21 protein-coding genes are annotated in these 25,941 nt (G+C 41.0%); 10 read left to right on the top strand and 11 right to left on the bottom strand.

Features of this window, described 5'->3' with window-relative positions:
* The first annotated feature begins 119 nt into the window (after positions 1–119).
* From ACE1B6_RS05180 to ACE1B6_RS05170, 3 genes are all read left to right on the top strand, one after another.
* Positions 120–947, top strand: a complete 828-nt coding sequence (locus ACE1B6_RS05180; RefSeq protein WP_413256178.1) for a hypothetical protein — start codon at positions 120–122, stop codon at positions 945–947.
* 304 nt (positions 948–1,251) lie between these two features.
* Entirely contained in the window at positions 1,252–3,750 is a 2,499-nt protein-coding gene (gene ppsA, locus ACE1B6_RS05175) for a phosphoenolpyruvate synthase (RefSeq protein ID WP_413256177.1), read from the top strand.
* A gap of 235 nt (positions 3,751–3,985) precedes the next feature.
* A complete protein-coding gene (locus ACE1B6_RS05170) occupies positions 3,986–4,468 on the top strand; it encodes a universal stress protein (protein WP_413256176.1) in 483 nt (160 codons plus the stop codon).
* A gap of 41 nt (positions 4,469–4,509) precedes the next feature.
* On the opposite strand, the gene ACE1B6_RS05165 is transcribed toward ACE1B6_RS05170, so the two are convergent.
* The gene (locus tag ACE1B6_RS05165; protein ID WP_413256175.1) at positions 4,510–5,469 is read right to left on the bottom strand and encodes an anti-sigma factor antagonist; all 960 of its coding nucleotides are present in this window, start codon (positions 5,467–5,469) and stop codon (positions 4,510–4,512) included.
* Positions 5,470–5,761: 292 nt separating this feature from the next.
* Between ACE1B6_RS05165 and ACE1B6_RS05160 the strand changes: the two genes are divergently transcribed.
* The 4 genes from ACE1B6_RS05160 to ACE1B6_RS05145 all read left to right on the top strand — a co-directional run bounded on the left by ACE1B6_RS05160 (position 5,762) and on the right by ACE1B6_RS05145 (position 8,666).
* Complete coding sequence (locus ACE1B6_RS05160) at positions 5,762–6,274, top strand: hypothetical protein (protein WP_413256174.1); 513 nt, start codon at positions 5,762–5,764, stop codon at positions 6,272–6,274.
* Between the two features lie 48 nt (positions 6,275–6,322).
* Positions 6,323–7,210, top strand: coding sequence for a hypothetical protein (locus ACE1B6_RS05155; protein ID WP_413256173.1), 888 nt, complete (start codon positions 6,323–6,325; stop codon positions 7,208–7,210).
* A gap of 242 nt (positions 7,211–7,452) precedes the next feature.
* Entirely contained in the window at positions 7,453–8,340 is an 888-nt protein-coding gene (locus ACE1B6_RS05150; RefSeq protein ID WP_413256172.1) for a hypothetical protein, read from the top strand.
* A 125-nt stretch (positions 8,341–8,465) separates the two neighbouring features.
* Positions 8,466–8,666 carry a type II toxin-antitoxin system VapB family antitoxin gene (locus tag ACE1B6_RS05145; RefSeq protein ID WP_413256171.1) on the top strand — a complete coding sequence of 67 codons (201 nt, stop codon included), beginning with the start codon at positions 8,466–8,468 and terminating at the stop codon, positions 8,664–8,666.
* Positions 8,667–8,689: 23 nt separating this feature from the next.
* On the opposite strand, the gene ACE1B6_RS05140 is transcribed toward ACE1B6_RS05145, so the two are convergent.
* From ACE1B6_RS05140 to pyk, 3 genes are all read right to left on the bottom strand, one after another.
* Positions 8,690–9,253 carry a sugar O-acetyltransferase gene (locus ACE1B6_RS05140; RefSeq protein ID WP_413256170.1) on the bottom strand — a complete coding sequence of 188 codons (564 nt, stop codon included), beginning with the start codon at positions 9,251–9,253 and terminating at the stop codon, positions 8,690–8,692.
* Between the two features lie 164 nt (positions 9,254–9,417).
* The gene (gene rlmN / locus ACE1B6_RS05135) at positions 9,418–10,515 is read right to left on the bottom strand and encodes a dual-specificity RNA methyltransferase RlmN (RefSeq protein WP_413256169.1); all 1,098 of its coding nucleotides are present in this window, start codon (positions 10,513–10,515) and stop codon (positions 9,418–9,420) included.
* A gap of 167 nt (positions 10,516–10,682) precedes the next feature.
* Entirely contained in the window at positions 10,683–12,476 is a 1,794-nt protein-coding gene (pyk, locus tag ACE1B6_RS05130; RefSeq protein ID WP_413256168.1) for a pyruvate kinase, read from the bottom strand.
* 210 nt (positions 12,477–12,686) lie between these two features.
* Between pyk and crtR the strand changes: the two genes are divergently transcribed.
* Both crtR and ACE1B6_RS05120 read left to right on the top strand, forming a co-directional pair.
* The gene (gene crtR, locus ACE1B6_RS05125) at positions 12,687–13,592 is read left to right on the top strand and encodes a beta-carotene hydroxylase (RefSeq protein ID WP_413256167.1); all 906 of its coding nucleotides are present in this window, start codon (positions 12,687–12,689) and stop codon (positions 13,590–13,592) included.
* A 141-nt stretch (positions 13,593–13,733) separates the two neighbouring features.
* On the top strand, positions 13,734–16,499 hold the full coding sequence (locus ACE1B6_RS05120; RefSeq protein WP_413256166.1) for a hypothetical protein: 2,766 nt from the start codon (positions 13,734–13,736) through the stop codon (positions 16,497–16,499).
* Positions 16,500–16,562: 63 nt separating this feature from the next.
* Here the strand turns inward: ACE1B6_RS05120 and ACE1B6_RS05115 are convergent, their stop codons facing one another.
* The gene (locus tag ACE1B6_RS05115; protein WP_413256165.1) at positions 16,563–17,264 is read right to left on the bottom strand and encodes a signal transduction histidine kinase (STHK), LytS; all 702 of its coding nucleotides are present in this window, start codon (positions 17,262–17,264) and stop codon (positions 16,563–16,565) included.
* Positions 17,265–17,352: 88 nt separating this feature from the next.
* Positions 17,353–18,177 carry a hypothetical protein gene (locus ACE1B6_RS05110; protein ID WP_413256164.1) on the bottom strand — a complete coding sequence of 275 codons (825 nt, stop codon included), beginning with the start codon at positions 18,175–18,177 and terminating at the stop codon, positions 17,353–17,355.
* A 427-nt stretch (positions 18,178–18,604) separates the two neighbouring features.
* On the opposite strand from ACE1B6_RS05110, the gene ACE1B6_RS05105 reads away from it, so the two are divergent.
* The gene (locus tag ACE1B6_RS05105; protein ID WP_413256163.1) at positions 18,605–19,405 is read left to right on the top strand and encodes a hypothetical protein; all 801 of its coding nucleotides are present in this window, start codon (positions 18,605–18,607) and stop codon (positions 19,403–19,405) included.
* Positions 19,406–19,412: 7 nt separating this feature from the next.
* Here ACE1B6_RS05105 and ACE1B6_RS05100 read toward each other — a convergent pair whose 3' ends face one another.
* The 5 genes from ACE1B6_RS05100 to acs form a co-directional block, all read right to left on the bottom strand.
* Positions 19,413–20,444: a DNA cytosine methyltransferase gene (locus tag ACE1B6_RS05100; RefSeq protein WP_413256162.1), complete on the bottom strand. Its 1,032-nt coding sequence runs from the start codon at positions 20,442–20,444 to the stop codon at positions 19,413–19,415.
* 93 nt (positions 20,445–20,537) lie between these two features.
* A complete protein-coding gene (locus ACE1B6_RS05095; RefSeq protein ID WP_413256161.1) occupies positions 20,538–21,371 on the bottom strand; it encodes a glycosyltransferase family 2 protein in 834 nt (277 codons plus the stop codon).
* Between the two features lie 122 nt (positions 21,372–21,493).
* Positions 21,494–21,988, bottom strand: a complete 495-nt coding sequence (locus ACE1B6_RS05090; RefSeq protein ID WP_413256160.1) for a hypothetical protein — start codon at positions 21,986–21,988, stop codon at positions 21,494–21,496.
* Positions 21,989–22,056: 68 nt separating this feature from the next.
* Positions 22,057–23,676 carry a tetratricopeptide repeat protein gene (locus ACE1B6_RS05085; protein ID WP_413256159.1) on the bottom strand — a complete coding sequence of 540 codons (1,620 nt, stop codon included), beginning with the start codon at positions 23,674–23,676 and terminating at the stop codon, positions 22,057–22,059.
* Positions 23,677–23,952: 276 nt separating this feature from the next.
* Positions 23,953–25,920: an acetate--CoA ligase gene (gene acs, locus ACE1B6_RS05080; RefSeq protein WP_413256158.1), complete on the bottom strand. Its 1,968-nt coding sequence runs from the start codon at positions 25,918–25,920 to the stop codon at positions 23,953–23,955.
* Positions 25,921–25,941: the final 21 nt, after the last annotated feature.

The following is a 25,941-nucleotide window of genomic DNA, read 5'->3' as shown; positions in this document are numbered from 1 at the left end:
TAGCTTAGTTTAAATCTATAAAAATGAATCTAGCGAATGGCTGAGGAACTTGCGGGTATAAAACTGTGTCATTATAATTACTTTCTGCTTAGAGTTAAATCATTGGGAGAATTTGAATAATGAATAAATTTCAGCAAGGGGCAATAGTTTTAACTAGTTTAGTTTTTCCTTGGTTGGGAGTGCAGGTCACTCAGGCGGCTACTCCGGTTGGTGATGTGGGAAAAGTTTCTTCGCGCCAGTCTCAAAGCATTCAAGTTTTAGCACAAGCAACGGCACTGAATTTGACTCAGCAAGGTAGCGGTACACTCAAAATTGGCAACCGTCCGACTAGACGTATTGAACGTGCATCGGTGATTGTTCGACCAAATGGAACTGTTGATTTAGGTTTAACTTATGCTGATGGCAGTGGGACGATTCGGTTTGGTGGTCGGTTAGTTTCCCGAAGTGCAAATACTTTGAGAATTTCGCTGACTAGTTCTGGTAATGCTGATGCTTCGGGGGAAGTTACGGTTTCCTACGGGCTACCTAATTCGATAAATTCAATGTCGGGTAGGGGTCGTTTGGATGGTCAGCCTTTAACTTTTGAGTTTAGTAACGGTTCTCAGGATAATGCTGCTGGTCAGGGGATGAATTTCTCGCAAGCGGGAAGTGGTTTATTTACTTTGCAGGGTCGTCCGAATCGAAATATTAGTAGGGCTTGGGTAACTGTTCAACCAAATGGCAAGGCTGAGTTAGTTTTCTTGTTAGCAGATGGAAATCAAGCCCGGTTTTCTGGTGATTTGGTGAATAAAGATGCCCAGTCGCTAAATATTCGGGTTACTAGTTCGGGAATGGCTGATGCTTCTGGAAATATGCGGGTGGAGTACGGTGCTAATAATTCGATTAATACTATTTTTGGGGCTGGAAAACTCGATGGTCAGGATTTTTCAGTTCAGTTTAGCCGCTAGGCAGTGAGGAAAAAACCTGGGTTTGGCAGATAACTGATAGAGATAATTCAATACTTATCCTGGTAGAGTCTCAATGATTAGTTAACAATTACCAAAGCCATTCCCGGTTTTTATGAAGTTATGTGTAGTCAGTTTTTTGGCAAGAGTTAGGTTGAAACCTGGAAAAATAAAATTTTTTTACTTTGGGAACTCAATGGTAGAAAAAGTAGGTAACGGGAGAAGATTCTAAAGAATTTCTGCATTTGGCGAGAATCTAGAAAGTGATGTTTATCCTGTTAATTAAGGAGCGTGAAGGAAATGAATTATGGTTACTGCTCTACAACAAAAAACATCACCAGAATCTAAAGACAAAGCATTAGTTCTGTGGTTTGAAGAAGTAGGAATTGCTGATATTCCCTTAGTAGGTGGAAAGAATGCCTCTCTGGGAGAAATGATTCAAGAATTAACACCGAAAGGAATAAGTGTTCCTACGGGTTTTGCGACAACAGCTTATGCTTATCGGTACTTTGTTAAAGGTGCTGGATTAGAAGAAAAGCTACGGCAAATTTTCTCGGATTTGGATGTTGAGGATGTTAATAATTTAAGAGAACGTGGCAAACAAGCACGGGCTTTAATCCTCGATACACCGTTCCCACCAGATTTGCAAGCGGCGATCGCATCAGCATATCAAAAACTATGCGAACGCTACGGTTACAATAGCGAATTATGCGATCGATTTGAAGGCGAAGCCAAAGAACAATGTGAAGCCCAAAGTCAAGACGTTGACGTAGCTGTACGTTCATCTGCGACTGCGGAAGACTTGCCAGATGCCAGTTTTGCAGGTCAACAAGAAACTTATTTGAACGTACATGGAGTCAGATCGGTTTTAGAAGCTTGTCACAGATGTTTTGCTTCTATTTTTACTGACCGTGCTATTTCTTATCGGACAATTAAAGGCTTCGATCATTTTGAAGTTGCCTTGTCAGTTGGTGTACAAAAGATGGTGCGTTCTGACTTAGCTTCTTCTGGTGTTATGTTCTCAATTGACACAGAAACAGGCTTCAAGAATGCTGCTTTAGTTACAGCCGCTTATGGGTTAGGTGAAAACGTAGTTCAAGGTGCGGTTAACCCCGATGAATATTTCGTTTTTAAACCTACTTTAAAAGAAGGATTCCGCCCAATTCTGGAAAAACGCTTGGGTACGAAAGAGATCAAAATGATCTACGATGTCGGTGGTACTAAACTGACGAAAAACGTATCAGTAGCTCAATCAGAAAGAGTTAAATTTGCTCTCACTGATGACGAAATTCTTACATTGGGTAAATGGGCTTGCATAATTGAAGACCACTATTCAGCGGTTCGCGGTACTTATACACCGATGGACATTGAATGGGCAAAAGATGGTTTAAATGGCGGACTTTATATCGTTCAAGCTCGTCCAGAAACCGTTCAATCGCAGAAATCTGGTAGCGTCCTGCGTAACTTCAAATTGAATGGCACAGGAAATATATTGACTACCGGACGTGCAGTTGGGGAAATGATTGGTCAAGGTAAGGCTCGTGTCATTCTCGACGTGCATAATCTTGATGAATTCCAAGCTGGTGAAGTTTTAGTTACCAATAAGACTGACCCGGATTGGGAACCAATTATGAAGAAAGCTAGTGCGATCGTAACCAACCAAGGTGGACGGACTTGCCACGCCGCGATTATTGCTCGTGAAATGGGTATTCCGGCGATCGTAGGTTGCGGCAATGCTACTGGTTTGCTCAAATCTGGTCAAGAAATTACCGTTTCTTGTTCGGAAGGTGAAGAAGGACGGGTTTACGAAGGTTTAGTACCTTTTGAAATCATTGAAACCCAACTGGATAACCTGCCAGAAATCAAGACTAAGATTTTGATGAACGTTGGTAATCCAGAAGAAGCTTTTGGTTTATCCTCGATTCCTTGTGATGGTGTTGGTCTAGCTCGCTTAGAATTCATTATCGCCAATCACATTAAATGTCACCCATTGGCATTGTTGAAGTTTGACGAATTAGAAGATAAAGCAGCGAAGTGGGAAATTCAACAATTGACCGCTCTCTACGAAAATAAAGCTGACTTCTTCGTAGATAAGCTAGCTCATGGTATCGGGATGATTGCGGCAGCATTCTATCCGAATCCAGTGGTGCTGCGGATGTCTGACTTCAAGAGCAATGAATATGCTAACTTGCTGGGTGGACGAGAATTCGAGCCCAAAGAAGAAAACCCAATGATCGGTTGGCGTGGTGCTTCTCGTTACTACGATCCCAATTATCGCGATGCTTACGGTTTGGAATGTGTCGCCGTGAAACGAGTCCGCGATGAAATGGGTCTAACCAACGTGATTCCCATGATTCCGTTCTGCCGCACTCCTGATGAAGGACGTAAGGTATTGGCAGAAATGGAAAAATATGGCTTGAAACGGGGCGAAAATGGCTTGCAAGTCTACGTGATGTGCGAAATTCCGAATAACGTGATCATGGCAGACGAGTTTAGCGAAGTGTTTGATGGGTTCTCGATCGGTTCTAACGACTTAACCCAGTTAACATTGGGATTAGATCGTGACTCTGCTTTAGTGGCTCACATTTTCGACGAACGCAACCCTGGCATTAAAGAAATGGTGCGGTTGGTGATCGAAAAAGCTAAGAAGAATAACCGTAAGATTGGTATCTGCGGTCAAGCACCTTCTGACTATCCAGAGTTTGCCCGCTTCTTGGTAGAACAAGGTATTGATTCCATCAGCTTAAATCCTGACTCAGTGATTAAGACCATGCTTGACATCGCCAAAATGGAAAGCGGCAGCTGATAACTAAAGTTTGGTTATAGAGATTTGCGTCTCTACAGTCTCTACAAAGGCATGGCTCTAGCGGGTTGTTCTGCTAGAGCTTTTCTTATTAAGGATAAAGAATAATTGATTTGTGTTCGCTCTTACAAAAATCAATAATCTTTTCTTTTATCCTTGAGGTTTTAATTTTTGCCTTATGCTTGAATCGGTAAAAAACCTCTACGCGACAAAACCTCTGAACAACCTCGAAAACTTTATGTTTAAAAAGATTCTGGTAGCAATGGATTCTTTGGAAACAAGCAATGATATTCTGGCAGCAGCTTTGTTTATGGCGAAAACCAGTAATGCGGAATTAATGCTGTTGCACGTCCTCAGTCCTTTTGAGGAGGGTTATCCCAATATGAGTATTCAAGTGAGTAAAAGTTCTCACTTGAATACTCATCAGGAGACGATTAGTAGTTATTTAAAACAGCGGGAGAACTTTGAACAACAAAGCTTGGCGTTGTTGCGATCGCATTTGGTGCAAGCGATCGCAAAAGGCATTAAAGCTGAGATGACCCAAAATTTTGGCGATCCCAAGTGGAACATTTGCGATCTGGCTCGCACTTGGGGGGCTGATTTAATCGTCATGGGAAGACGGGCTAACTACGATCTTAAAGATGCGATTCATGGCAGTGTCAGTAACTATGTGTTGCATAATTCTCAATGTGCCGTACTTACCCTACAACAGCAACACTAACTTGGCTGCTAACAATAGTGAAATATGAGGTAATTTATCACCTAATAAGCGCCACTATTTCTATTAAATACAATGAAGATAGTTTTGATAATCAACTTTAGGTCATACATGAGACTCCAATTCTGTTGATATTTCAAATCTAAACGGATCACATCTTCAAAGTTGCGAATTTGCGATCTACCGTTGACTTGCCATTCTCCAGTCATACCTGGTTTAACATCTAAACGCTGCCATTCAGGGACATCATACTTTTCTACTTCGTCGGGTGTAGGTGGTCTAGTGCCAACTAAACTCATTTCGCCAATTAAGACATTCCAAAACTGGGGAATTTCATCTAAACTAGTTTTTCGCAAAAACCGACCGACTTTAGTAATTCGGGGATCGTTATCGTTTTTGAATAATGGTCCAGCTAGTTGGTTTTGGACTTGTGATTTCATTTGTTCTGCATTGACACACATGGAACGGAATTTCCACATCCGAAATTTTTTGCCCATCCAACCACAGCGAATTTGACCGAATAAAATTGGCCCCTGACTGTCTAGTTTAATGGCAATGGCAATGGGAATAAATAAAATGGCTGTAATTCCTAATCCTACTATTGCGCCGACAACATCAAGGGATCTTTTAATCCAAGAATAAATAGAAGGATGAGTAGGTGGGGGTACAATTTCATTTTGATTGGTAGATTTTGCTGGTTGTTGGGCGATCGCACTTTGTTCTATCGGCAAAACTTCATTCAGTCCAGTCAGAGATAAAACTGCCATGACTTGTGGACGCACGTCCCGCAATACTAATTCAATTCCCTGTTCTTTTGTAATTTTAAAATTGCTGACTAAGGCTCCTAAACCACTACTATCCATAAAAGTGGTATGACTAAAATCGAAAATAATTTTACTCGGTGGAGTTTCTGCTTGACAAAGTTCGTGACAGGTTTTTCTAAATTCCACAGCTTCTAAAACTGTTAAGCGCGGTGGTACTTGAATCAGTGTAGTTTCTTTCAATACAATTACCTCTCAATAAATAGTTCTAATGGCAAGTAACTATGTTAACTAAAAGCAAAATCTGGTCTTGATATTAGTGTGCCTAAAATCCGGTAATTTTTCCAGATAAGTTGTTAAGCTTTATCAAAGATTTCTAGGTTTTTCTGACAAGCTCTTCACAATTGGTGGTTACATAAGGATTGAGTAGGTATTTGTCATAATTGGGCGCAAACTAATTTTACTAAAAGTTATGACAAATTGCCAAAATTAGGTGACAATATGGAACGTGCAGCCTATAGTTAGGTAAAAAGCGATGAATTTCGGAAAAATCCAGAAAGTTTTGGCTCCGTTTTTACTGGGCTTGTTGTTGTTAGTGTCTTCTTGTGCAACACAAGCTCCCTCGCGCTACGAGCAAGCTCAAAATGCTAGCACGGGTAGAAATGCTACTCCAGCGGTAGTGAAGACATCTACCCAAGGCGCACAGTTTAATAAATATTTTCCTAAATCGACTGGTGGTTATCAAGTAGTACCAGCCCAAGAGAAGAAAGGTTTTGCAGAATACAAATTGAAAAAAGATGGTAAAGATGTGGCTGTGCTTTCGGTTTCTGATACGGTGAATAACCCTTCAGCGAAGCAGAAATTCCAAAGTAGTGGAAAAACAATTGCTGGTTATCCAGCGGCTAATATTGGAAGTAATGGAACAGCTGTTTTGGTGGGCGATCGCTATCAGGTAAAAGTGCAATCTCGTGACTCATCTTTTACGCAAAGCGATCGCGAAGCATGGTTGCAAAAATTCAATCTCCGTGCTATTGCGGCGTTGAAATAAACTTTTGGCAATTTCAGATTATCAAACTACTAAAACAAGGAAGTTGTTGTGAGCAAACCTATTTACGAGTTGGTTGATGAACTCCCTACTGGTGGGTTAACGGTAATGTCGTTGCGATCGCTAGATTTTGTGATTCCCGGAGAGTGGCAAAATCTAGTAGGTTTTGATAATACGATTCGCACGGTGACTGGGGAAACAGACGAGGAGATAATTCAGCAAATTGGCGATCGGGCAGTTACTTTATATAACGACAAATCCCAAGGTTATCAAACTGCATTGTGGCTGTACCAAACTGTTACTAGTGGCTCAAAATTATTGGGTACAGCAGCATTAGCAAATAAAGTTGGAGAAAAGGTTGCTTTATTGGGTTTTCTGGATAAACTCACCCCGAAAGCTGACAAAGCCCAAACCATTGACTTAGCAGTAAAATTAGTCGTGGAATTAGTCGCTTTTTGTCAAATAAACGGGATTCCTGGTGATAGTATTGGCGACTTTTTAGCAGCTTTAGGAGACTATAGCGGCGAGTCTTTAATGCGGATGGCGGCGCTAGTTTGCTTTGATGGTTTAATTCCCTTGGGGCCAGATTTTATCCAAAAAGTCTTGTCTAATTTTAACACCATGAGTCCCCAAGAATTGCAAAACAATCAAAGCTTTAATAGCGTGAAAGATTTAATTCCCGGAGGTAGTACAGAAGGGAAGAAAAACTTCATTGCGGAAAGCTTTAATTCGGTTTCTGGGTGGATGAGTGATTTTGTCAATTCTCATAATTTAACTCCGCAAAATGTAGCGCACAATTTATCCAGCTTTATTGACGTTGCTGATGATAAATTAGATTATCTGGCTGCTTTTCTGGATGTTTCAACTAATTATTATGAACATACAGGAATTCAAACTTTAGCACGACGTTTGGTTGAAAGAGCATCGGCAGAAATTTAGGAAGAAAGGGAACAGGATAAATTGTTTAATTGATTTCTTGTACCTGCGTTTGTAGCCCGCCTGCGAATCAATTCGCAGGCTAATAGCTCAATTCCATTAAAATGGACTGAAAGCATAAAAAGCTTACTAAGTATCTTAGTTCTGCTGAGTTAATTGTCTCTTGAAATTTCTGTTATTTGGGCAGATTTGAACCTTTTTCGAGTTTGGGCTGTCTAAATAGAGAGTTGAATAAGTGATAAACTATGCCACAAACTAAAAGAATTGATGAATTAGTAGATAATTTGCCGACGAAAAACACAACGGTTTATTTGTTGCAAGGGTTAGATTTTATTGTGCCTGGGGAGTGGGAAAATATTGTCGGTTTTGATAATATGATTCGGGCGGTGACGGGGAAGAAAGACAAAGATAAGATTAAGAAGATACGCGATCGCGCCCTGAAAATATACAATGATGAATCACAAGGTTATCAGCGGGCAATTTGGTTGTATCAGATTGCGGATACAGCGGATAGTGCGATGGGGGCGATGGCGATCGCAAACAAACTAAGTGAAAAAGTTAGCTTTCTCTCATTTTTAAATAAACTAACACCGAAATCCGATGTAATTCAAAGCGCCGATCTCGGTTTAAAATTAGTCATTGAACTATTAGCTTTCTCTGCCATTCATCAAATCCCCGTTACCAACTTTGGCGCTTTTGCCAATGGTTTAAGTAAGTATAGCGGACAATCATTAATGCGAATAGCGGCATTAGTTTCCGTAGATGCTTTAGTTCCCCTTGGCCCTGATTTTATCAGAAAAGTACATACAAACTTGACTAGTATCAACCCAGCCACTTTACAACAAAACCCAACTTTTCAAAGCATTAGTGGCATGATTCCGGGAAATAGCACAACCGAAAAGTTAGGATTCATGGAACAAAATTTCACTGCCGTACAAGGGTGGATGAATAACTTTGTGCAATCCCATCAATTAACACCACAAAATGTAGTTAGTCACTTAAAACAATACATTGATTTTGCCGATGATAAATTAGATTACGTTGCCGCATTTTTAGACGTAGCAACCAATTATTATCAGCATACAGGAACACAAAGCGTAGCAAGGCATTTGATTGAAAAAGCTGCTGATTAACCGCTAAAAAACTTAGTTAATAATCCAAAGAGCGGCGCTTACATCTGCCGCTCTTTTTGCTTGCCCAAAAGCGATTATGGAATACGATAATATTAATTTAATCAGTCGTTGGTTCAAAATCGATCGTGGCTACACCACTCAACATTAACGAAGCTTTGTTGCAAGAGGCGCTGGCACTTGATGACCAGACAACTGTGGATGCCCTAGTCGAAACCGCACTGCGCGAATACATCCAGCGTCGCAAGCGGCTCAAAGTATTAGACCTCTTTGGCACTATTGATTACGACGAAGGCTACGACTACAAACAACAACGTCAGCAGAAATGAGCGTGATTGTTGATACTTCAAAATCATAACTCTCGAATTACCCGACAAGGATTTCCCGCAGCAACCACATTTTCAGGAATATTTTTTGTTACCACGCTTCCGGCACCAATAGTAGTATTGTCACCAATTGTCACACCCGGACAAATAATTGCCCCTCCACCAATCCAAACATTATTACCGATTTTTATTGGTGCAGCGAGTTCCTTTCCTGTTAACCGAATTTTTGGGTCTACTGGATGATAAGCTGTGTAAATTTGCACATAAGGCGCACACAAAACATTATCGCCAATATGCACTGTATTGCAATCTAAAATTACGCAACCATAATTCATGTAAAAGTTGTCACCAACATAAATATGACAACCATAATCGCAGTAGAAATTAGGAATAATTTGGGGGTTTTTTCCTACTTTAGCGAATAGTTGGTGGAGGAGTTGCGATCGCAAATTCCTCTCCTCCTCCCCCGTATTATTAAACAAACGAGTCAGCCGACAAGCCTCCAAATGCAAAGCCTGTAACTCCGCATCCGCAGCAACGTACAACTCACCAGCAAGCATTTTTTCTCTTTCTGTTTTCGGCTGTTCCATAATTTGGAGGTGGGGAGGTGGGGAGGTGGGGGAATGGGGAGAAGAGGAGAATAAGAATAATTCAAAACTCTGTAAGGGCGGGTTTTGTTTTAATTCTTATGTTTTGATTATAGAAATAATCTGCTAAACCCGCCCCTACAAACTCAAAACTTTCCCAGTCCCCTTCATACCTTACTTGCTCTCAATTGTCCACAAGCGGCATCAGCTTCCAAACCTCTAGAATAGCGCACGCTGACAGCAATATGTTTGTTTTGTAAAACACTCATAAAAGCTTGAATTCGCTTAGCATTTGGGCGTTGATAATCTGCTTCCTGAATGGGATTATAAGGAATTAAATTTACATGACTTTGGAAACCACGCAAATGTTTTGCTAACTCTTCCGCTTGTTCCGGTAAATCATTCACTCCTGCTAACAGGATATATTCAAAAGTTACTCTTCGCTTAGTAATTTGTACATATTCTCGACACTCATCAAGCAAATTTTCCAAAGTGTAATGTTGAGCAGTTGGAATCAATTTTTCCCGCAAACTTTGGTTAGAAGCGTGTAAACTTACCGCTAAAGTAACTTGTAAATGATATTCAGCTAATTGGCGAATCTTTCCGGGAATACCGACAGTAGAAACTGTAATATTTCTCTGTCCAATACCAACATCTTCGTTGAGAGATTTAACTGCCCCGACTACATTTTCTAGATTAATTAAAGGTTCGCCCATGCCCATAAAGACGATGTTGCTGACGCGCCTTTGAAAGTCTTCTTGAACGGTCAAAACTTGGTCAATGATTTCATGTTTGGCGAGGTTACGTTTAAAACCGCCTTTTCCAGTGGCGCAGAAATCGCACGCCATTGGGCAACCAACTTGGGAAGAAACGCAAACTGTGAGGCGTTTTTCTGTGGGAATGCCTACGGTTTCAACTATTTGATTATCGGCTAATTGCAAGAGATATTTAACTGTTTCATCTGGGGCAACTGAACGATAATGTGTAGTTGACCTACCAAGAGAAACATCAGCTAAATTATCGCGCCATTGTTTCGGAAAAACTGTTATTTCGGCAAGGCTTTTTGCCCCTTTCTCGTATATCCATTGATACAGCTGTTTTCCCCGATAAGCTGGTTGCCCTTGCTGCTGTACCCAATCAGTTAATTCTGCCAGAGTTGCACCCAAGAGGGTTGGGGGGGTGGGGAGGTGGGGGGAATTAAGTTTTACTTTTTCTGTTTCCCCTGTTTTGGCTTGTACTTTTTTTGTAAGTTTATTTTGTACCATAATGTTTATTTGTGATTTGTTATTTGTCATTAGACCTCTGCAACAAAGAATCTCAAAGGCAGGCAGGATGCCTACCCTACAAGGGTTATTGGAGATGTCTATTAGTCATTAATCATTGGCTATGTTGACTAATGACTAATGACTAATGACTAATGAGCAATGACTAATTAAACTGTTACTACGGTTTCTGTTTGAGTTGTATTTATTGCACCAGAATAAATCAATCCTCGCTGCATATCCAGAGTTAAAATTGCGCCGTCGCGGATGCAATGAGTGGCATTTTTCACGCCAACTATTACCGGGATGCCTAAACGCAAACCAATCACAGCGGCATGACTGGTGAGACTGTCGTCTTCGGTGATGATACCTGCGGCTTTGCGGATGGCATCGACGTATTCGGCACTAGTACGGGAGGCAACTAAGATTTCTCCGGGGTTAAAGTTGGAGACATCGGCAGAGTTGGCTGCTACTCTTGCCCTACCGCTAACAGAACCTGTGCCCAAAGCTGTACCTTTGCCGAGTACTGCGGTTACTACTTCCACTTTAATCAAATCTGTGGAACCGGATACGCCTTGCAGAGTTCCGGCAGTCATTACTACTAAGTCACCTTCGTTAACTAGATGATTTTCCCTAGCTACATTGAGGGCAGCTTGGAAGGTTTGACTGGTGGAAGGTAAATCTAAAACCAATAATGGTTTCACGCCCCAAACTAATTGTAGTTGTCGGGCAACATCGACGTGGGGTGTTACTGCTAAAATCGGGGTTTTGGGGCGGAATTTGGAAACGTTTCTGGCTGTTGCCCCTGATTTGGTCAAACTCATGATTGCTGTCGCGTCTAGCTGTTCGGCTATGTGTCCGACTGCTTGGCTGATGGCGTTGGGGATGGAAGGACTGGTGTTTTCGATCGTGGCGACGGTGGGTTGTTGGGCTTTTTCTTGTTCGATTCTGACGGCGATGCGTGCCATTGTCGCTACGGCTTCTACGGGGTATTTCCCGACTGCGGTTTCGTTGGATAGCATGACGGCATCTGTGCCGTCGAGGATGGCGTTGGCTACGTCGGAGATTTCGGCGCGAGTGGGACGGGGGCTACTTACCATGCTATCTAGCATTTGGGTGGCGGTGATGATGGGGATTCCTAGACGGTTGGCGAGGACGATTAACCGTTTTTGCAGGATGGGTACGTCTTCGGCTGGTAGTTCTACGCCTAAGTCGCCTCTGGCGATCATTACGCCGTCGCATAATGGGAGGATGGCTTCCATTTGTTCGATCGCTTCATGCTTTTCTATTTTGGCGATCACTGGCACTTGTTTTCCGGCGCTGAAAATCAATTCTTTAATTTCCAGTACGTCTTGAGGGTTTCGCACGAAACTTAATGCTACCCAGTCTACTCCTTGGTCTAAGCCGAACATTAAGTCTTTCCGGTCTTTGTCGGTTAAGGCTTTGATGGAAAGGTAGACTCCGGGAAAGTTTACGCCTTTGCTGTTGGAAAGGACTCCGCCAACCACGACGGTACAATGTAGTTCTTGGGTGGTGCGATCGACTTTTTCCACTACCATTTCTACTTTGCCATCGTCTAGGAGGATGGTAGCGCCTTCGGGGACTTCTTCGGCTAGTCGATCGTAGGTGACGGAACTGATTTCTTCTGTGCCTAATACTTGACGATTAGTTAAAGTAAAGCGATCGCCTTTCTTGACTAACACAGATCCTTGTTCAAATTGCCCTAATCTGATTTTCGGGCCTTGTAAGTCTTGCAGTATCCCCACTGGCTGATTAAGCTCAAAGGAAGTTTGCCGAATTAGACGAATACTCCGTTGATGGTCTTCGTGAGTACCGTGAGAAAAGTTTAGGCGTAAGGTGGTAGCACCTGATTCAATTAAAGCACGCAAAACTTCGGGTGTCCGGGTCGCTGGGCCAATTGTGGCAACTATTTTTGTTCTTCGCAGGTATTTTTCAGATGGCATTTTGACTTATCCACAGGGCTAGAAGGCTAGAAGGCGGCAAAGGATGGGGTAGTTATGAGTTTTCAGTTTTAACTTGGCGGAAATTTCTTAATCTAACACTTTAGTGCTCACAACTCTTCACTCTACCGTAATCAGTAATCAACAAACTTTATTGTTTGAGTGCCAGTATCGTATACTACGCGATGGAAGTTAACAGGAGAAATGATACTGATGTCGGAGGCACAGAAGCCGCTGACAGTACCAAAGGAGTTGTTGCAACCTCCCGGCGGTTTTAATCCTACGCTACTGATGTTTTTTACCGCTTTGGTAATGGTAATACTTTCCACTTGCGGTTATTGGTGTTGGGGATGGCCTGATTGGTGCTGTTTTTTGATTAATGTGATTGCTTTGCACATGGTAGGGACTGTGATTCATGATGCTTCTCACAATGCTGCTCATCGCGATCGCGCCATCAATGCTATGTTAGGGCATGGTAGCGCCTTAATGTTAGGTTTTGCTTTTCCAGTTTTTACCAGGGTACATATTCAGCATCACGCTCATGTCAATGACCCGGATAATGACCCTGACCATTTTGTTTCTACTGGTGGGCCATTATGGTTAATTGCGGCGAGGTTTTTTTATCACGAAGTTTTCTTTTTCAAGCGGCGTTTATGGCGCAAATATGAGTTGTGGGAATGGTTTTTTAGCAGGTTGTTTGTTGCCACTATTGTTTTTATTGCTTGCCAACATGGATTTTTAGGCTATGTTTTGAATTTCTGGTTTTGCCCTGCTTTGGTAGTTGGTTTGGCGTTAGGGTTATTTTTTGATTATTTACCCCATCGTCCTTTTCAGGAGCGCGATCGCTGGAAAAATGCTAGAGTCTACCCTAGCCCGATTCTTAACATCCTGATTTTAGGTCAAAACTATCACCTAATTCATCATTTGTGGCCTTCTATTCCCTGGTATCATTACCAAACAGCTTACCGTGCTACTCAGCCTCTTTTAGATGAAAAGGGCTGTTACCAAACTTTGGGTTTGTTCCAAGGTAAGGATTTTTGGAGTTTTGTCTACGACATCTTTTTAGGAATTCGTTTTCACGGTAAAAAGAAATCTCCTCAACCTTTGGAAGAGGCTTAGCAAAATTTACCATATCATAATTTGATTGAGATTTAATAACTCCCTAGAAGCAAGAATTTAATCTTGCTTTTTTTTTAACTTGCAACTCATCAGTTCTAGTGTATAATCTCTCCCAACTAAGTTTTACCACCAGAGGAAAATATGCTTGATGCCAATGAACTGTTTAATGAGACTTACTATCTCGATAACCATTTAGATCTTTCTGTAGCTTTGAGTAATGGTGTGATTAGTAGTGGTTTTACTCACTTTAACACCATTGGGAAATTAGAAAATCGCAGTCCCAGCGATTTATTTGATACTAACTTTTATTTGCAAACTTATTCCGATGTTGCTTTAGCGGTTCAGAATAACACAATTACCCCTTTTGACCACTTTATTTTATATGGTCAATTGGAAGGACGCAACCCTAATCCTGAATTTGAGACAGTTGTTTATTTACAAGAAAACCCAGATGTGGCGGCGGCGGTACAAAGAGATGAAATTACTGCTTTTCAACATTTTGTTGAGTATGGTATCGCTGAAGGACGATCGCCCGCCAGCATTTTTAACCAACCTAATACCGAAAAGTGGACTTTCTCCTTACCAAATTACACCATTGAACACCAAGGAATCAATAACTTAAATATCAATGTTGAATATACTTACAAAGATGGGATTACTTATTCGGAGTACCCGGATTTCGTGCCGATTTATCAAAGTGTCGATCGGTTTTTAGTGAATTATCCCAACGAAACTGATTTTTGGGAAATTCTCAACAAAAACCTCACGGAAAAACTGCTAACGGAAAATCCAACAATGCAGTCTGTGACTGTTGATATTGATGTTTTACCGAGTGTTTCTTTACCTTATCAACGTTCTAGTACCGTTACTCGTGACAGGCAAGGAAAACTAGAGGAGAAATGGAATTTTACGATTCCGCAATATACGATCGAACACCAAGGATTAAGCAGTTTAAACATTGATGTTGATTATACCTTAAAACCAGGGATAAGTAATAGTGAATATCCCGATTTTGTCCCGATTTATAACCGGATCGATAACTTCCTGATTAACTATCCTAACGAAACAGATTTTTGGGAAATCGTCAATAAGAATTTGACTCAGCAAATTCTTTCAGAAAATCCGGTATTTGCCGACTTGAAAGTTAACTTAGAAGTGCTGCCAACTAACAGTTTACCATATATCAGAAGTAGCACTGTTACTCGGACTCAACCAGAGTTATTAAATGTACCGGAAACGTTTTTGGTGGCAAATACAAGAGGTAACAATGTAGTCAGATTTGATGCGAAAACGGGTGCATTTTTGGGTGAATTCATTACTGCTGGTAGTGGTGGGTTGTTCTCTCCTGATAACATTATTGTAGGGCCAGATGGTAATAATGATGGCATCAGCGACCTTTATATTACTAGCGGCGATAAACCTGCAAATTCTACAGCCGAAGGTGCTTCGGGAGTTTTGCGTTTTGATGGGAGAACGGGGGCATTTATCGATCGCTTTGTCACCGACGATCCCAGCACTCCTAACATTGACGAAACAGGTGGTTTATTACGTCCTTACGGTTCAGTCTTTGGTCCCGATGGTAAACTTTATGTTAGCAGTTTCTTGACTGACCAAATTTTACGTTACGACGGCACAACTGGGGAATTTATTGATGTTTTCGCTACCGGAAATCAACAATTTGGGGGATTAAATGGCCCGAATGGAATGATTTTTGGCCCTGATGGTTATCTCTACATTACTACTCAAGGAAGTGTGGCGATAAATGGTGTAGCAGATTTCAGTGCTGGCTTACCAAGTCAGGTGTTACGTTATGATATAAAAACCGGAGAAGCGAGGGTAATTGCTTCTCCTGAAGCTACACCGGGCAATGGTTTTGTCAGTCTTTTAGGATTAGCTTTTGGCCCTAATGATGGTCTGCTTTACGTTAGTGATTTCGCTAATGGTATCCGCAAATATAATGTCCAGACTGGGGAATTGTTGGGTGTAATTTCGACGAATTACACGGGAACAGATGCAAGTAATAATTTCACTGGCGGATTGACTTTTGCGGAAGATGGTAATGTTTATACTGTGGGTTTTGATAATCGAAATGGGGCGAATAATATTGGGGCAATTTTAGGTTTTAACCCGGTAACAGGAGCAAGTATTCCGGCAGCAAATAATCCTAATAGCAATACTTTTGTTGGGCCAGATCCTACTTTGAATCGTCCGATCGGGATTCTTTCCTATATTCCCACAACTACGGGAAATTTACGCGAAGAATGGGGTTTTAAATTCCAAAATTACCCAATTCAACATCAAGGTTTGAATAATTTAAATATTGATGTTGATTATGTCTACAAACAGGGAATCAAAAATAATGAATACCCGGATTTTGTACCAATTTATCAAGGAATAGATGAGTATTTACAGAATTACCCTAATCAGACTGATTTTTGGGAAATTTTGAATAAAAATGTGACTCAGAAAGTTTTGGTAGAAAATCTATCAATTGATGAAGTATCGATTAACTGGAATGTGTTGCCATCAGTAGCTTTACCTTACAATCGTTCTAGTATTGTGACGCGAAATCGCCAAGGGTTGCTAGAGGAGAAATGGAACTTTAAAATTCCTGAATATCCGATTTTGCATCAAGGTTTAAATACTTTAAATGTGGATGTGAATTACACCTTTAAAGAAGGGATAAGTGATGCTGAATATCCTGATTTTGTGCCGATTTACCTGCGGGTAGATGAGGTGTTGCGAAATTACCCAGATGAAAATCAATTTTGGGAAATTGTGAACCGAAATTTGACGAGTTTGGTGTTAAGAGAAAATCCGGTATTGGCTGATGCTACTATTGGGGTGAGTATTTTACCAACGGAAAGCTTGCCTTATAATCGGGGTAGTTCGGTGGTGCGATCGTAAATTCTAAAAAGTAAGTAGTTGCACTTCAGCTGGCGCTGAAGCGCAACTAACTACATTAAATGTTTAGAGAGTTTTGTCTCTTTTGTCAACGATGACTACTTCTGCATCGCCATCTTTATCTAAGTCACGAGTTGCAGTTGCATTTCTATCTACAGCAACGTCTCTTTCTACTACTCGATCGGTTTTGGCGACAGGTCGGGTGTTAAGATCGGGAGCATTGTAGATGTGGAAATCTTCAATGTGGCGATCGTGTAAGATCGATTCAACATTACGCAGATCGTCATCTGTACCGCTAACCATTAATAAATAATCGCCAGCTTGAACGCGATCGTTGTAAGTCTTAGCATTCTCTTCAGGAATACCCAAACCTACCAAAGCGCCAATAATACCACCAGAAGCAGCACCAATTCCTGCACCCGCTAAAGTGGAAGCAATAGCAGAGATTTCTGCGCCAGCTGCCAAAATTGGGCCCACGCCAGGAACCGCTAATAAACCGACACCTACTAAGAAACCACCTAAACCACCTAAAACTGTACCAGCGGTTGCACCTGCTGCGGCTCCTTCTTTCGCTTCATTACCGTGTTTTTCGGTTACTTCGTCAGCACCTTTGACATCTTCGATATGGCGAGCGATTAAGGAAACTCTTTCCATATCATAATTAGAATCTTTTAAGGCGCGAATTGCATCTTCAAGATCTCTACGATTTTTGAATACACCTACGGCGCGTTTGTATTGTGCATTGGAAGCCATTCTATTGTCGATCATGTTTTTTCCTTGTTTGAATTCAACTATTTAACTTGTTACTAAGTGCGTTGGACTTAGTTCTCAAAAACGGTCTTTTGATTTTGAGTAATTATTGAGGTACAGCAGAGGGATAGACCGAATCAGCTACTATTACAGGTCGGTTTTTGTATCTAGCCAAAAACTCATTAATCTGATTAGCATTCCAACCTAAATTTGCTTGCTGTAATAGTTCAGCAGTCGGTTGACGTGCTACGCCTGTCACCACAACTTTTTCACCCTCTTGAATGGGTCCACCTTGGAGATTGCGGTTGACACCAACAACTACCACGCCGATGTCATCAACCCAACCTTGTTCCATGAGAGCGAAACCGTTAGCATTAGGACTTTCCAACTTTCTCACTTCACCTGGAACCGCAATATTTTTGTTGAAATAGCCTGCGGGAGTTTTAAACAAGTCTTCAGGAGTGGGAGCTAACGCCAAAGATTTAGCAATAACTGCGGGTTGACGTTCGTAGTTGACATACAGTTCGTTTTCTAAATCCAAACCATATTCTCTTTCCACGTCAGCAATAACTAGTGGCTCCACTGTACCTGTCGCTTGCACCGGGATGTCTCTTCCGGGAACTAAGAAAGTCTGACCTGTGGCATTAACAACTAAAATTGGTTTGCCATCATTGTTGTTCATCACAAAAGCAGATTTACCCACTGCTTCTGTCACTTGACTTCTGATGGTAACTTCTTGACCAACTGTTTGATTTTTTGCGGAAACTTCGGCGACATCTTCGGTTGTAACGTTGGTTCTGCCTTCTCTAATTTCTTCGTTATTATTAGTGCAGGCGGGAAGTAATAAAGTGGTTACACCTAGAGCGATCGCTCCTAAAGAAATTCCGGCTTTTTTGCTCCAGTGAGCGATCGAGTATTCTTGGTTACTCATGTAATTCTCCTTGAATTAACTACTTCTTTTGCTCAGTGAAAAGCAACGCATTGGTTATTAGGTAATGAATGCGTAATTGATGAATCTCAATTCCTACGCTGTGAAGATTCAGTTCTCTTAATTGATTGAGATAAATATTGACTTTCTTTACTGATTAGCTACAAAAGCTAATGCTTAAGATCTGAGCAGCAGGCTCAACAATCTAGATGACTTTACTTATGTTGCCAAATAAGGTTAATGGTTTGTTATCGCCTACCTTCCTCAGATTATGTCGAAATCCTTGAGGCTAACTCTATCAGCAGAGTGACTTTGCCTATCTGACTAATTGTAGATTTCTCAGCCGTAGAGAAGTGTTAAGTCTGTGCGATTTTGTTAATTTGGTTTGTGAAGTAAAGCACAAGTTGAAATTTTGAGTTAAAAATTTGTTATGAAAAAGTCGCTGGTTTTTGTTGGTTTAACGATCCCAGTTGTTTTGATTCCGAATCAACTGTTAGGTTCTCATAAATTGCTCGCACAACAAAGCGATAATTATAGTTTACAAAGGCAGTGTAAAGCGCCATTACAGACACCAATGCCGATGGAAGCAGTAGCGCAAGAAGCTTTAGTAGCTTGCGATCTTTTATTAACTAAAACTCCAGAAAATAGCCCGAATTTGGTTAATATTTTAGCCAATAAAGCTTTTGCTTTACAAGTGTTGGGTAGGTATGAGGAGGCGATCGCAATTTGGGATCAAGTAATATATATAGATCCTCAGCGTGGATCTCATCGAGCGAATGTAGTTAGAGATTTAGAAATATATTCCCGGTGGTTTCCGAACACACCAATTCAAATTTCTGATTCCTGGGTAAAAGCGTTAGCGGAAGCGTTAAGGCTAACTAGAGCAAAGATGAAACAGCCAGATTATCCTGTATATAGTGATTGGAAACTGTCACCGAAAGCTATTGCTATCTATTCTAGAGTTTGCGCTAAACAAGTTCTTTTACCAGAACAATTTGCTGCCGATCCTGCTTTAGCAAGGTCAATAGTTGAGTGTGGACTGCGGGTATTTATGAATCGAGAATATTACCAAAATCAGAAAAATGAATTAGAGGCTGCTAGAAGTGCTGTTGCTATATTTTTGTATGGGACAGCCGATCCTAGTATCATTAACAAATTGCCTGAAACCGTTTCATTTCTGCAAGAAGTAGTTAAGAATTATCAACAATTACGTTCTACTTCTCAGCGTTAGTTATAAATTAAAAAAGGAGGAGTTGTTTATATTCAGGAGTTTTTGTTTGTGGTTCATTGGATTGATTTGATAGGAGGATTTGATTTAAGATTGATTTAGCGATCGCTTCTACCATCGGTACACAAACAGAATTACCAATTTGCTTGTAACTTTCTCCTAAATTAGGATGAATTTTAAAAGTTTCGGGAAATCCCATTATTCGGTAACATTCGTTAATTGTTAATTTTCTCACAATATCTTTCTCAGGAATATAGATAAAAAATCTCCCGGAAGTTTCTTGAGATGGAAGTGTGGGATGAACGCCATCTATGGAATAAATTCTATTAGGTTGTCGATGAACTCTGGATAAATGTTCTGTATTAGGTCTAACTCCGGTTTTCCAAGTACCTTTATTGCGATAACCAACAAACAAAAGTCCTGATTCTTGTAACTTGGGACTTTCAATTAAAGTATATTCTGATTTATCTAAAATTTCAAAATTACCTGTCTCGTCTAAAAAATCTCTAAGTCGAGGCGGAAATTGTCTTTTGATTCGGGAAAAGTTGAATTCTTTACCTTTGCTAGCAATAATAATAATTCTTTCTCGATGTTGGGGAACGCCGAAATTTCTGGCATTGAGAATTTGATAGGTTACATTGTAGCCTAAGTTACGCAGACTGGTGAGAATAACTTTGAGGGTGTTGGTGCGATCGTGATGAATTAAATGCTTAACATTTTCCAATACAATCACTTTTGGTTGTTTCGCTTCGACAATTCTACAAATCTCAAAAAACAACGTTCCTCTCGTATCTTCAAATCCCAGCTTTTTCCCGCAAATACTGAAAGGTTGACAAGGAAAACCTGCAATCAAAACATCAAAATCGTCTAAAGCATTTGGCTGAATTTTTGTAACATCATCAAAGGGATTTTCGTTAAAATTATTTTGGTAAACATCTTGGCAATTTTGATTGATTTCGCAGGAGAAAATACATTTAAATCCAGCTTGTTCAAAGCCCAATCTAAATCCACCAATTCCAGCGAATAAATCTATAAATTTCATTAAGTTATGCCTAAAGTAATGGTAAATACCTAGAGGTTATTATACCGAAAAACTTTAGTAACTGGCGATCGACAAACCAAGTTTACTCAAGGTTTACCTGAGAGGAATTGCGCGAGAAATAAATTTTTTCCGTTTCGGGTAGTATTTTGGTTTAATTTTGCGGGGAACTGATTCTGGCATCTTTCTAAAAGATGCTGCTAAACCGCAGAAAACATTAAAGTAAAAGATATACCATAAAGCTGCGAAACCGTCTTTCAAGCCAATTTTTTTCCCTTCTTCATAAGTTCTGCCGTAATAGCTAATGGGAACTTCATAAACTGCACATCCCATTTTAGCTAGTTTGGCTACTTTGGCAGTTACTTCAATTTCAAATCCAAAACCACAGGATGTTATTAACATATTACGGATGATATCTCCGCGGAAAGCTTTGTAGCAGGTTTCCACATCCGTCATATTCAGGTTAGTGAATAAATTGGATAAAAAAGTGAGAACTTTATTACCTAAATAATGATAAAAATACAAAACGCGAGCAGCTTTACGAACCAGAAACCGAGAACCGTATACTACATCAGCATAATTATCAATAATTGGCTGAATCAGTTGCGGTATTTCTTCTGGATCGTATTCTAAATCGGCATCTTGAACTATAACAATATCTCCTTTAGTGAGGAGAAATCCTTGTTTCAAGGCTGCTGTTTTCCCCGCATTTTGATGATTTCTAATAAAACGGACTTGGGGGTAAATATCAGTTAGTTCAAAGCCGATTGCTGGAGTTCGATCGGTTGAACCATCATCCACGATGACAATTTCCAATAGGTTTGGGATAGTCAAAACCCTTTGAACTACCGCTTCTAAGGTAGACTCTTCGTTATAAACGGGGATGACCACTGATAAACAGTTATGGCGATCGCGATCTAGGTATTTCATGAGTCGATAGAGAAGCTAGATATCTTTAGCTTACCCATTTGATTCTATTTTCATATCATTGTGCCCCTAAAGAAATTAAGGGGGTCCGATCGCAATGGATAATTTACTGGTAATTGCTGGATTTAATTTGCTGTGGGAAATCTACTTAATAACTCTTCCCGATTAGATTGCATAATCAATTGAGTTACTTCTTTAGTTGGTAATTGAATCAAAGGTTCAATTATTTGGGATAATTCAGGATCAAGTTCCCCAAATTTAGCCTCTAGCATACCTTCAATTGTTAGACGCTTTCCTTGTTGTATTCCTTGCTGTATCCCTTGTTCTTCTCCTCTTTTTAAAGCGTCTTGTTCCCATTGAATGTACAAAGGTGATAACTTCATAATTAAACTCCTTTCTTCTGAGTCTAAAGTTTCTGTGATTTGTAAGTTAGCTTGGAAATTGGTTAGTAAGGTGAGAATGTTCGATCGCAACGGATGATTTACTGGTAGTAGCTGTATTTCATCAATTGCCTCTTCTTGCACTTTCCCTTTACCTAAAAGTCTTAGCCAAAGGGTTCTTTCTGTTTTCGGTAATTGATGAATTACCACAATCCCCGTCCTGAGATACTCAGGTAACATTCACTTCACAAAATACAAGCATAAATATCGCAACATTTACCCAAAGGTCTTTTCTGTACGCATTGCCACTAGCGTTTGAGCAATAACCCAACTATTGTAAAAATGGCGATGCTTACAACAACCCACAACAACCACTTTATCCAAATCCAATTAGAAGTATGAGAAGTTCTTTGAAGAAGATTACCAATAGTTGAACTGATACTGGAGTTGAGGCGAGAAATTTCGTTGTTGCATTTCTCCACGCATTGATTGAGTCCAAGTGCTGCATAAATTTCTCGTGCCTGCTGGATCGTTTTTACGGCTTCAGATCGCGAATCGAATTTTGCGAGGGTAAGGGCTTTGATATCAAGAGATTGAGCTTCACTAGCGCGAGCGCCGATTTCACGCCCAATTTCCAAAGATTGCTCAATCAACTCGATCGCTCTTTGATATTGCCCTAAAGATTTGTAAGCATTGCTGAGATTGTTGAGGCATTCGCTAACACCTGCGCGAGCGCCGATTTCACGCCTAATCTCCAAAGATTGCTCAATCAACTCGATCGCTCTTTGATGTTGCCCGAAAAAATGATAAGCAGTACCGAGATTGTTCAGGGATTCAGCAACACCTGGGCAAGCGCCGAGTTCACGCCTAATCTCCAAAGACTGGTTATAGAACTCGATCGCTCTTTGGTATTGATATAAAAATTTGTAAGCATCGCCGAGACTGTTGAGGGATTCAGCAACACCTGCACAAGCGTTGATTTCACGCCTAATCTCCAAAGACAGTTCAACAAACTTGATCGCTCTTTGGTATTGCCCTAAATAGATGTAAGTAGCGCCGAGACTGTTGAGGGATTCAGCAACACCTGCACAAGCGTCGATTTCACGCCTAATCTCCAAAGACTGCTCAACAAAGTCGATCGCTCTTTGATATTGCCCTAAATAGATGTAAGTAGCACCGAGATTATTAAGGGATTCGGCAATGCTGGCGCGAGCGCCGATTTCATGCCCAATTTCCAAAGACTGCTCAAAAAACTCGATCGCTCTTTGGTATTGCCGTAAATAGATGTAAGTAGCACCGAGATTATTAAGGGATTCGGCAATGCTGGTGCGATCGTTAATTTCATGCCCAATTTCCAAAGATTGCTCAACCAACTCGATCGCTCTTTGATATTGCCCTAAATAGATGTAAGTAGCACCGAGATTATTAAGGGATTCGGCAATGCTGGCGCGATCGTTAATTTCATGCCCAATTTCCAAAGACTGCTCAACCAACTCGATCGCTCTTTGATATTGCCCTAAATAGATGTAAGTAGCACCGAGATTATTAAGGGATTCGGCAATGCTGGCGCGATCGTTAATCTCGCGTGCAATTTCTAAAGCTCTTTGATTACAAGTTATAGCTTTTGTAAATTGTGATTGGGAATCATAAAAATTAGCCAATTTTCTCAGAGAGTTAACTAGAGCCGATCGATCTTGCAACTGCTCTTGGCTGGTAATAGCCTGATGGAAAGCATCAATCGCCTGGTGCCGCTCCCGGTCTAAGTTCTCTGCTTCTCCCTGCCTAATCCGCTGTGCATACACCTGCCCCAAGAACTCATATAATGTTGCTAAGTTGGCTGATTCCGGCTCAGTTGCTTCTAATTGAGCAATCTGTTCCTGCAACTCCGACAACTGCGGCAAAAACTCCTCATCTGGCTGTGGTTCCACTTGCCTCACCTTTGATTGCGTTATATATAAAATAATTTTAATCTTAGGATATTAATTGGACAAAACTATAACATAAACTTCAAAAACCGCAGATAAATTTAAGTAACCTCTATACTAACTTTTCCTGGAAAATCACCCGGTATTCTCAACTATTTTTATTCTCTTTTGATCGGGAAACAAAGCTGATAATTCCTGATTATATTGCATAACCAAAGGATTTTAGATTCTAGACGGAATCATCAATCCCAAATCTAAAATCTAAAATCCCAAATTGCCTTACGCACCTTCGCGCAATTTATCTAAAACTCCGCGATCTTCTAAGGTGGAAGTGTCACCAGAAACGTCTTGTCCGGCGGCTAAATTACGCAGTAAGCGGCGCATAATTTTACCGGAACGAGTTTTTGGTAAGGCTTCGGTAAAGCGAATTTCTCCGGGACGTGCGATCGCACCAATTTCACCAACAACGTGCTTTTTCAGTTCCTTAGCTAGTTCATCAGAAGCAGTAAAAGTACTGTCTAAAGTTACAAAAGCAACGATTTCTTCGCCTTTTAATTCATCGGGTTTTCCGACAACTGCGGCTTCGGCAACTGCGGGGTGAGACACCAAAGCTGACTCAATTTCCATTGTGCCTAAACGGTGTCCGGCAACGTTAATTACATCATCAACACGACCCATTACCCAATAGTAACCGTCTTCATCTTTGCGAGCACCATCGCCAGCAAAATAAGTGTAATTACCATCTTTTGGCGGGATATGTTCCCAATAAGTTCTACGGAAGCGATCGGGATCTCCATACACAGTTCGCATCATTCCGGGCCAAGGATATTTTACCGAAAGATAACCGCCTTCATTATCGCCGACGATATTACCATCCAAGTCCATGACATCAGCAATAATTCCGGGGAAAGGACGAGTTGCAGAACCAGGTTTTGTCGGAATTGCACCTGGTAATGCAGTAATCATAATTCCGCCTGTTTCGGTTTGCCACCAAGTATCAACAATTGGACAACGTTCGCCACCAATTACTTTGTAATACCACATCCAAGCTTCGGGATTAATTGGTTCTCCCACAGTTCCTAATAATCTTAAAGATGAGAGATTTCTGGCTTTGGGAAAATGTTCTCCCATCTTAATAAATGACCTAATTGCTGTTGGTGCAGTATAAAAAATAGTGACTCCATATTTCTCAATTACATCCCAAAAACAACCGGGATTAGAATTACGTGGCGCACCTTCATACATAACTGTGGTGGCACCGTTGGACAGAGGGCCATAAACTATGTAACTATGTCCGGTGATCCAACCTACATCAGCAGTACACCAGTAAACGTCGGTGTCTTGCAGGTCGAAAATCCATTTGGTTGTAATATGGCTGTAAAGGTTGTAGCCGCCTGTGGTGTGGACTACGCCTTTCGGTTTTCCGGTGCTGCCGCTGGTGTACAAAATGAATAACATATCTTCGCTATCCATTGGTTCGGCGGGACAGTTGGCGGAAACTCCCTTTTGTAAATCATCCCACCAGTGGTCGCGTCCGGGTTCCATGTGGATTTGTTGTCCGGTACGCTTGACGACTAGGACATTTTGAACGGTGGGTACGCCTTCTGCTAATGCTTTGTCTACTTGCTCTTTCAGGGGGACGATCGCATCTTTGCGCCAACCACCATCAGCCGTAACTACTACTTTAGCTTGTCCGTCGATTAACCGATCGCGCAATGCCTCGGCACTAAACCCGCCAAATACTACTGTATGTGCTGCGCCAATTCGGGCACAAGCTAACATGGCGATCGCTGCTTCCGGGATCATGGGCATATAAATGCCAACGCGATCGCCTTTTTCTACTCCCAATTGTTTCAAAACATTGGCAAATTGGCAAACTTCTCGGTGCAGTTGGGCGTAAGTTAAAGTGCGCGAGTCTCCCGGTTCTCCTTCCCAAATTAACGCCGCTTTATTCTTCCGCCAAGTAGTTAAATGACGGTCTAAGCAGTTGTAAGAAATGTTAATTTTTCCGTTGACAAACCATTTCGCGAAGGGTGGTTGCCAGTCTAACACCTGATCCCACTTTTGGAACCAGTCTAACTCTTTTTCTGCCAATTCTCCCCAAAATTGTTGAGGATCGGCTTGGGCGCGATCGTATAATTGCTGATACTCCTCCAAACTCTTAATATGAGCGTTTTGGGAAAATTCAGCTGAGGGATGAAATAAGCGTTTTTCTTGGAGAATTGATTCTATCGTCGATTGAGGCATAGTTCTTAGCTAGATGTCAAA

It is taken from the genome of Floridaenema fluviatile BLCC-F154 (genome assembly GCF_041929135.1).
Classification (GTDB): Bacteria; Cyanobacteriota; Cyanobacteriia; order Cyanobacteriales; family Aerosakkonemataceae; genus Floridanema; species Floridanema fluviatile.
The sequence above is the reverse complement of the archived record's forward strand: the minus strand, read 5'-3'. Positions and strand labels throughout refer to the sequence as shown.

Bases quoted from the DNA above. Each gene is read 5' to 3' on its own strand.
- ACE1B6_RS05180 (WP_413256178.1), top strand. From the start codon at position 120: ATGAATAAATTTCAGCAAGGGGCAATAGTTTTAACTAGTTTAGTTTTT.
- ppsA (WP_413256177.1), top strand. From the start codon at position 1,252: ATGGTTACTGCTCTACAACAAAAAACATCACCAGAATCTAAAGACAAA.
- ACE1B6_RS05170 (WP_413256176.1), top strand. From the start codon at position 3,986: ATGTTTAAAAAGATTCTGGTAGCAATGGATTCTTTGGAAACAAGCAAT.
- ACE1B6_RS05160 (WP_413256174.1), top strand. From the start codon at position 5,762: ATGAATTTCGGAAAAATCCAGAAAGTTTTGGCTCCGTTTTTACTGGGC.
- ACE1B6_RS05150 (WP_413256172.1), top strand. From the start codon at position 7,453: ATGCCACAAACTAAAAGAATTGATGAATTAGTAGATAATTTGCCGACG.
- ACE1B6_RS05140 (WP_413256170.1), bottom strand. From the start codon at position 9,253: ATGGAACAGCCGAAAACAGAAAGAGAAAAAATGCTTGCTGGTGAGTTG.
- rlmN (WP_413256169.1), bottom strand. From the start codon at position 10,515: ATGGTACAAAATAAACTTACAAAAAAAGTACAAGCCAAAACAGGGGAA.
- pyk (WP_413256168.1), bottom strand. From the start codon at position 12,476: ATGCCATCTGAAAAATACCTGCGAAGAACAAAAATAGTTGCCACAATT.
- crtR (WP_413256167.1), top strand. From the start codon at position 12,687: ATGTCGGAGGCACAGAAGCCGCTGACAGTACCAAAGGAGTTGTTGCAA.
- ACE1B6_RS05120 (WP_413256166.1), top strand. From the start codon at position 13,734: ATGCTTGATGCCAATGAACTGTTTAATGAGACTTACTATCTCGATAAC.
- ACE1B6_RS05115 (WP_413256165.1), bottom strand. From the start codon at position 17,264: ATGATCGACAATAGAATGGCTTCCAATGCACAATACAAACGCGCCGTA.
- ACE1B6_RS05110 (WP_413256164.1), bottom strand. From the start codon at position 18,177: ATGAGTAACCAAGAATACTCGATCGCTCACTGGAGCAAAAAAGCCGGA.
- ACE1B6_RS05105 (WP_413256163.1), top strand. From the start codon at position 18,605: ATGAAAAAGTCGCTGGTTTTTGTTGGTTTAACGATCCCAGTTGTTTTG.
- ACE1B6_RS05100 (WP_413256162.1), bottom strand. From the start codon at position 20,444: ATGAAATTTATAGATTTATTCGCTGGAATTGGTGGATTTAGATTGGGC.
- ACE1B6_RS05095 (WP_413256161.1), bottom strand. From the start codon at position 21,371: ATGAAATACCTAGATCGCGATCGCCATAACTGTTTATCAGTGGTCATC.
- ACE1B6_RS05090 (WP_413256160.1), bottom strand. From the start codon at position 21,988: ATGTTACCTGAGTATCTCAGGACGGGGATTGTGGTAATTCATCAATTA.
- acs (WP_413256158.1), bottom strand. From the start codon at position 25,920: ATGCCTCAATCGACGATAGAATCAATTCTCCAAGAAAAACGCTTATTT.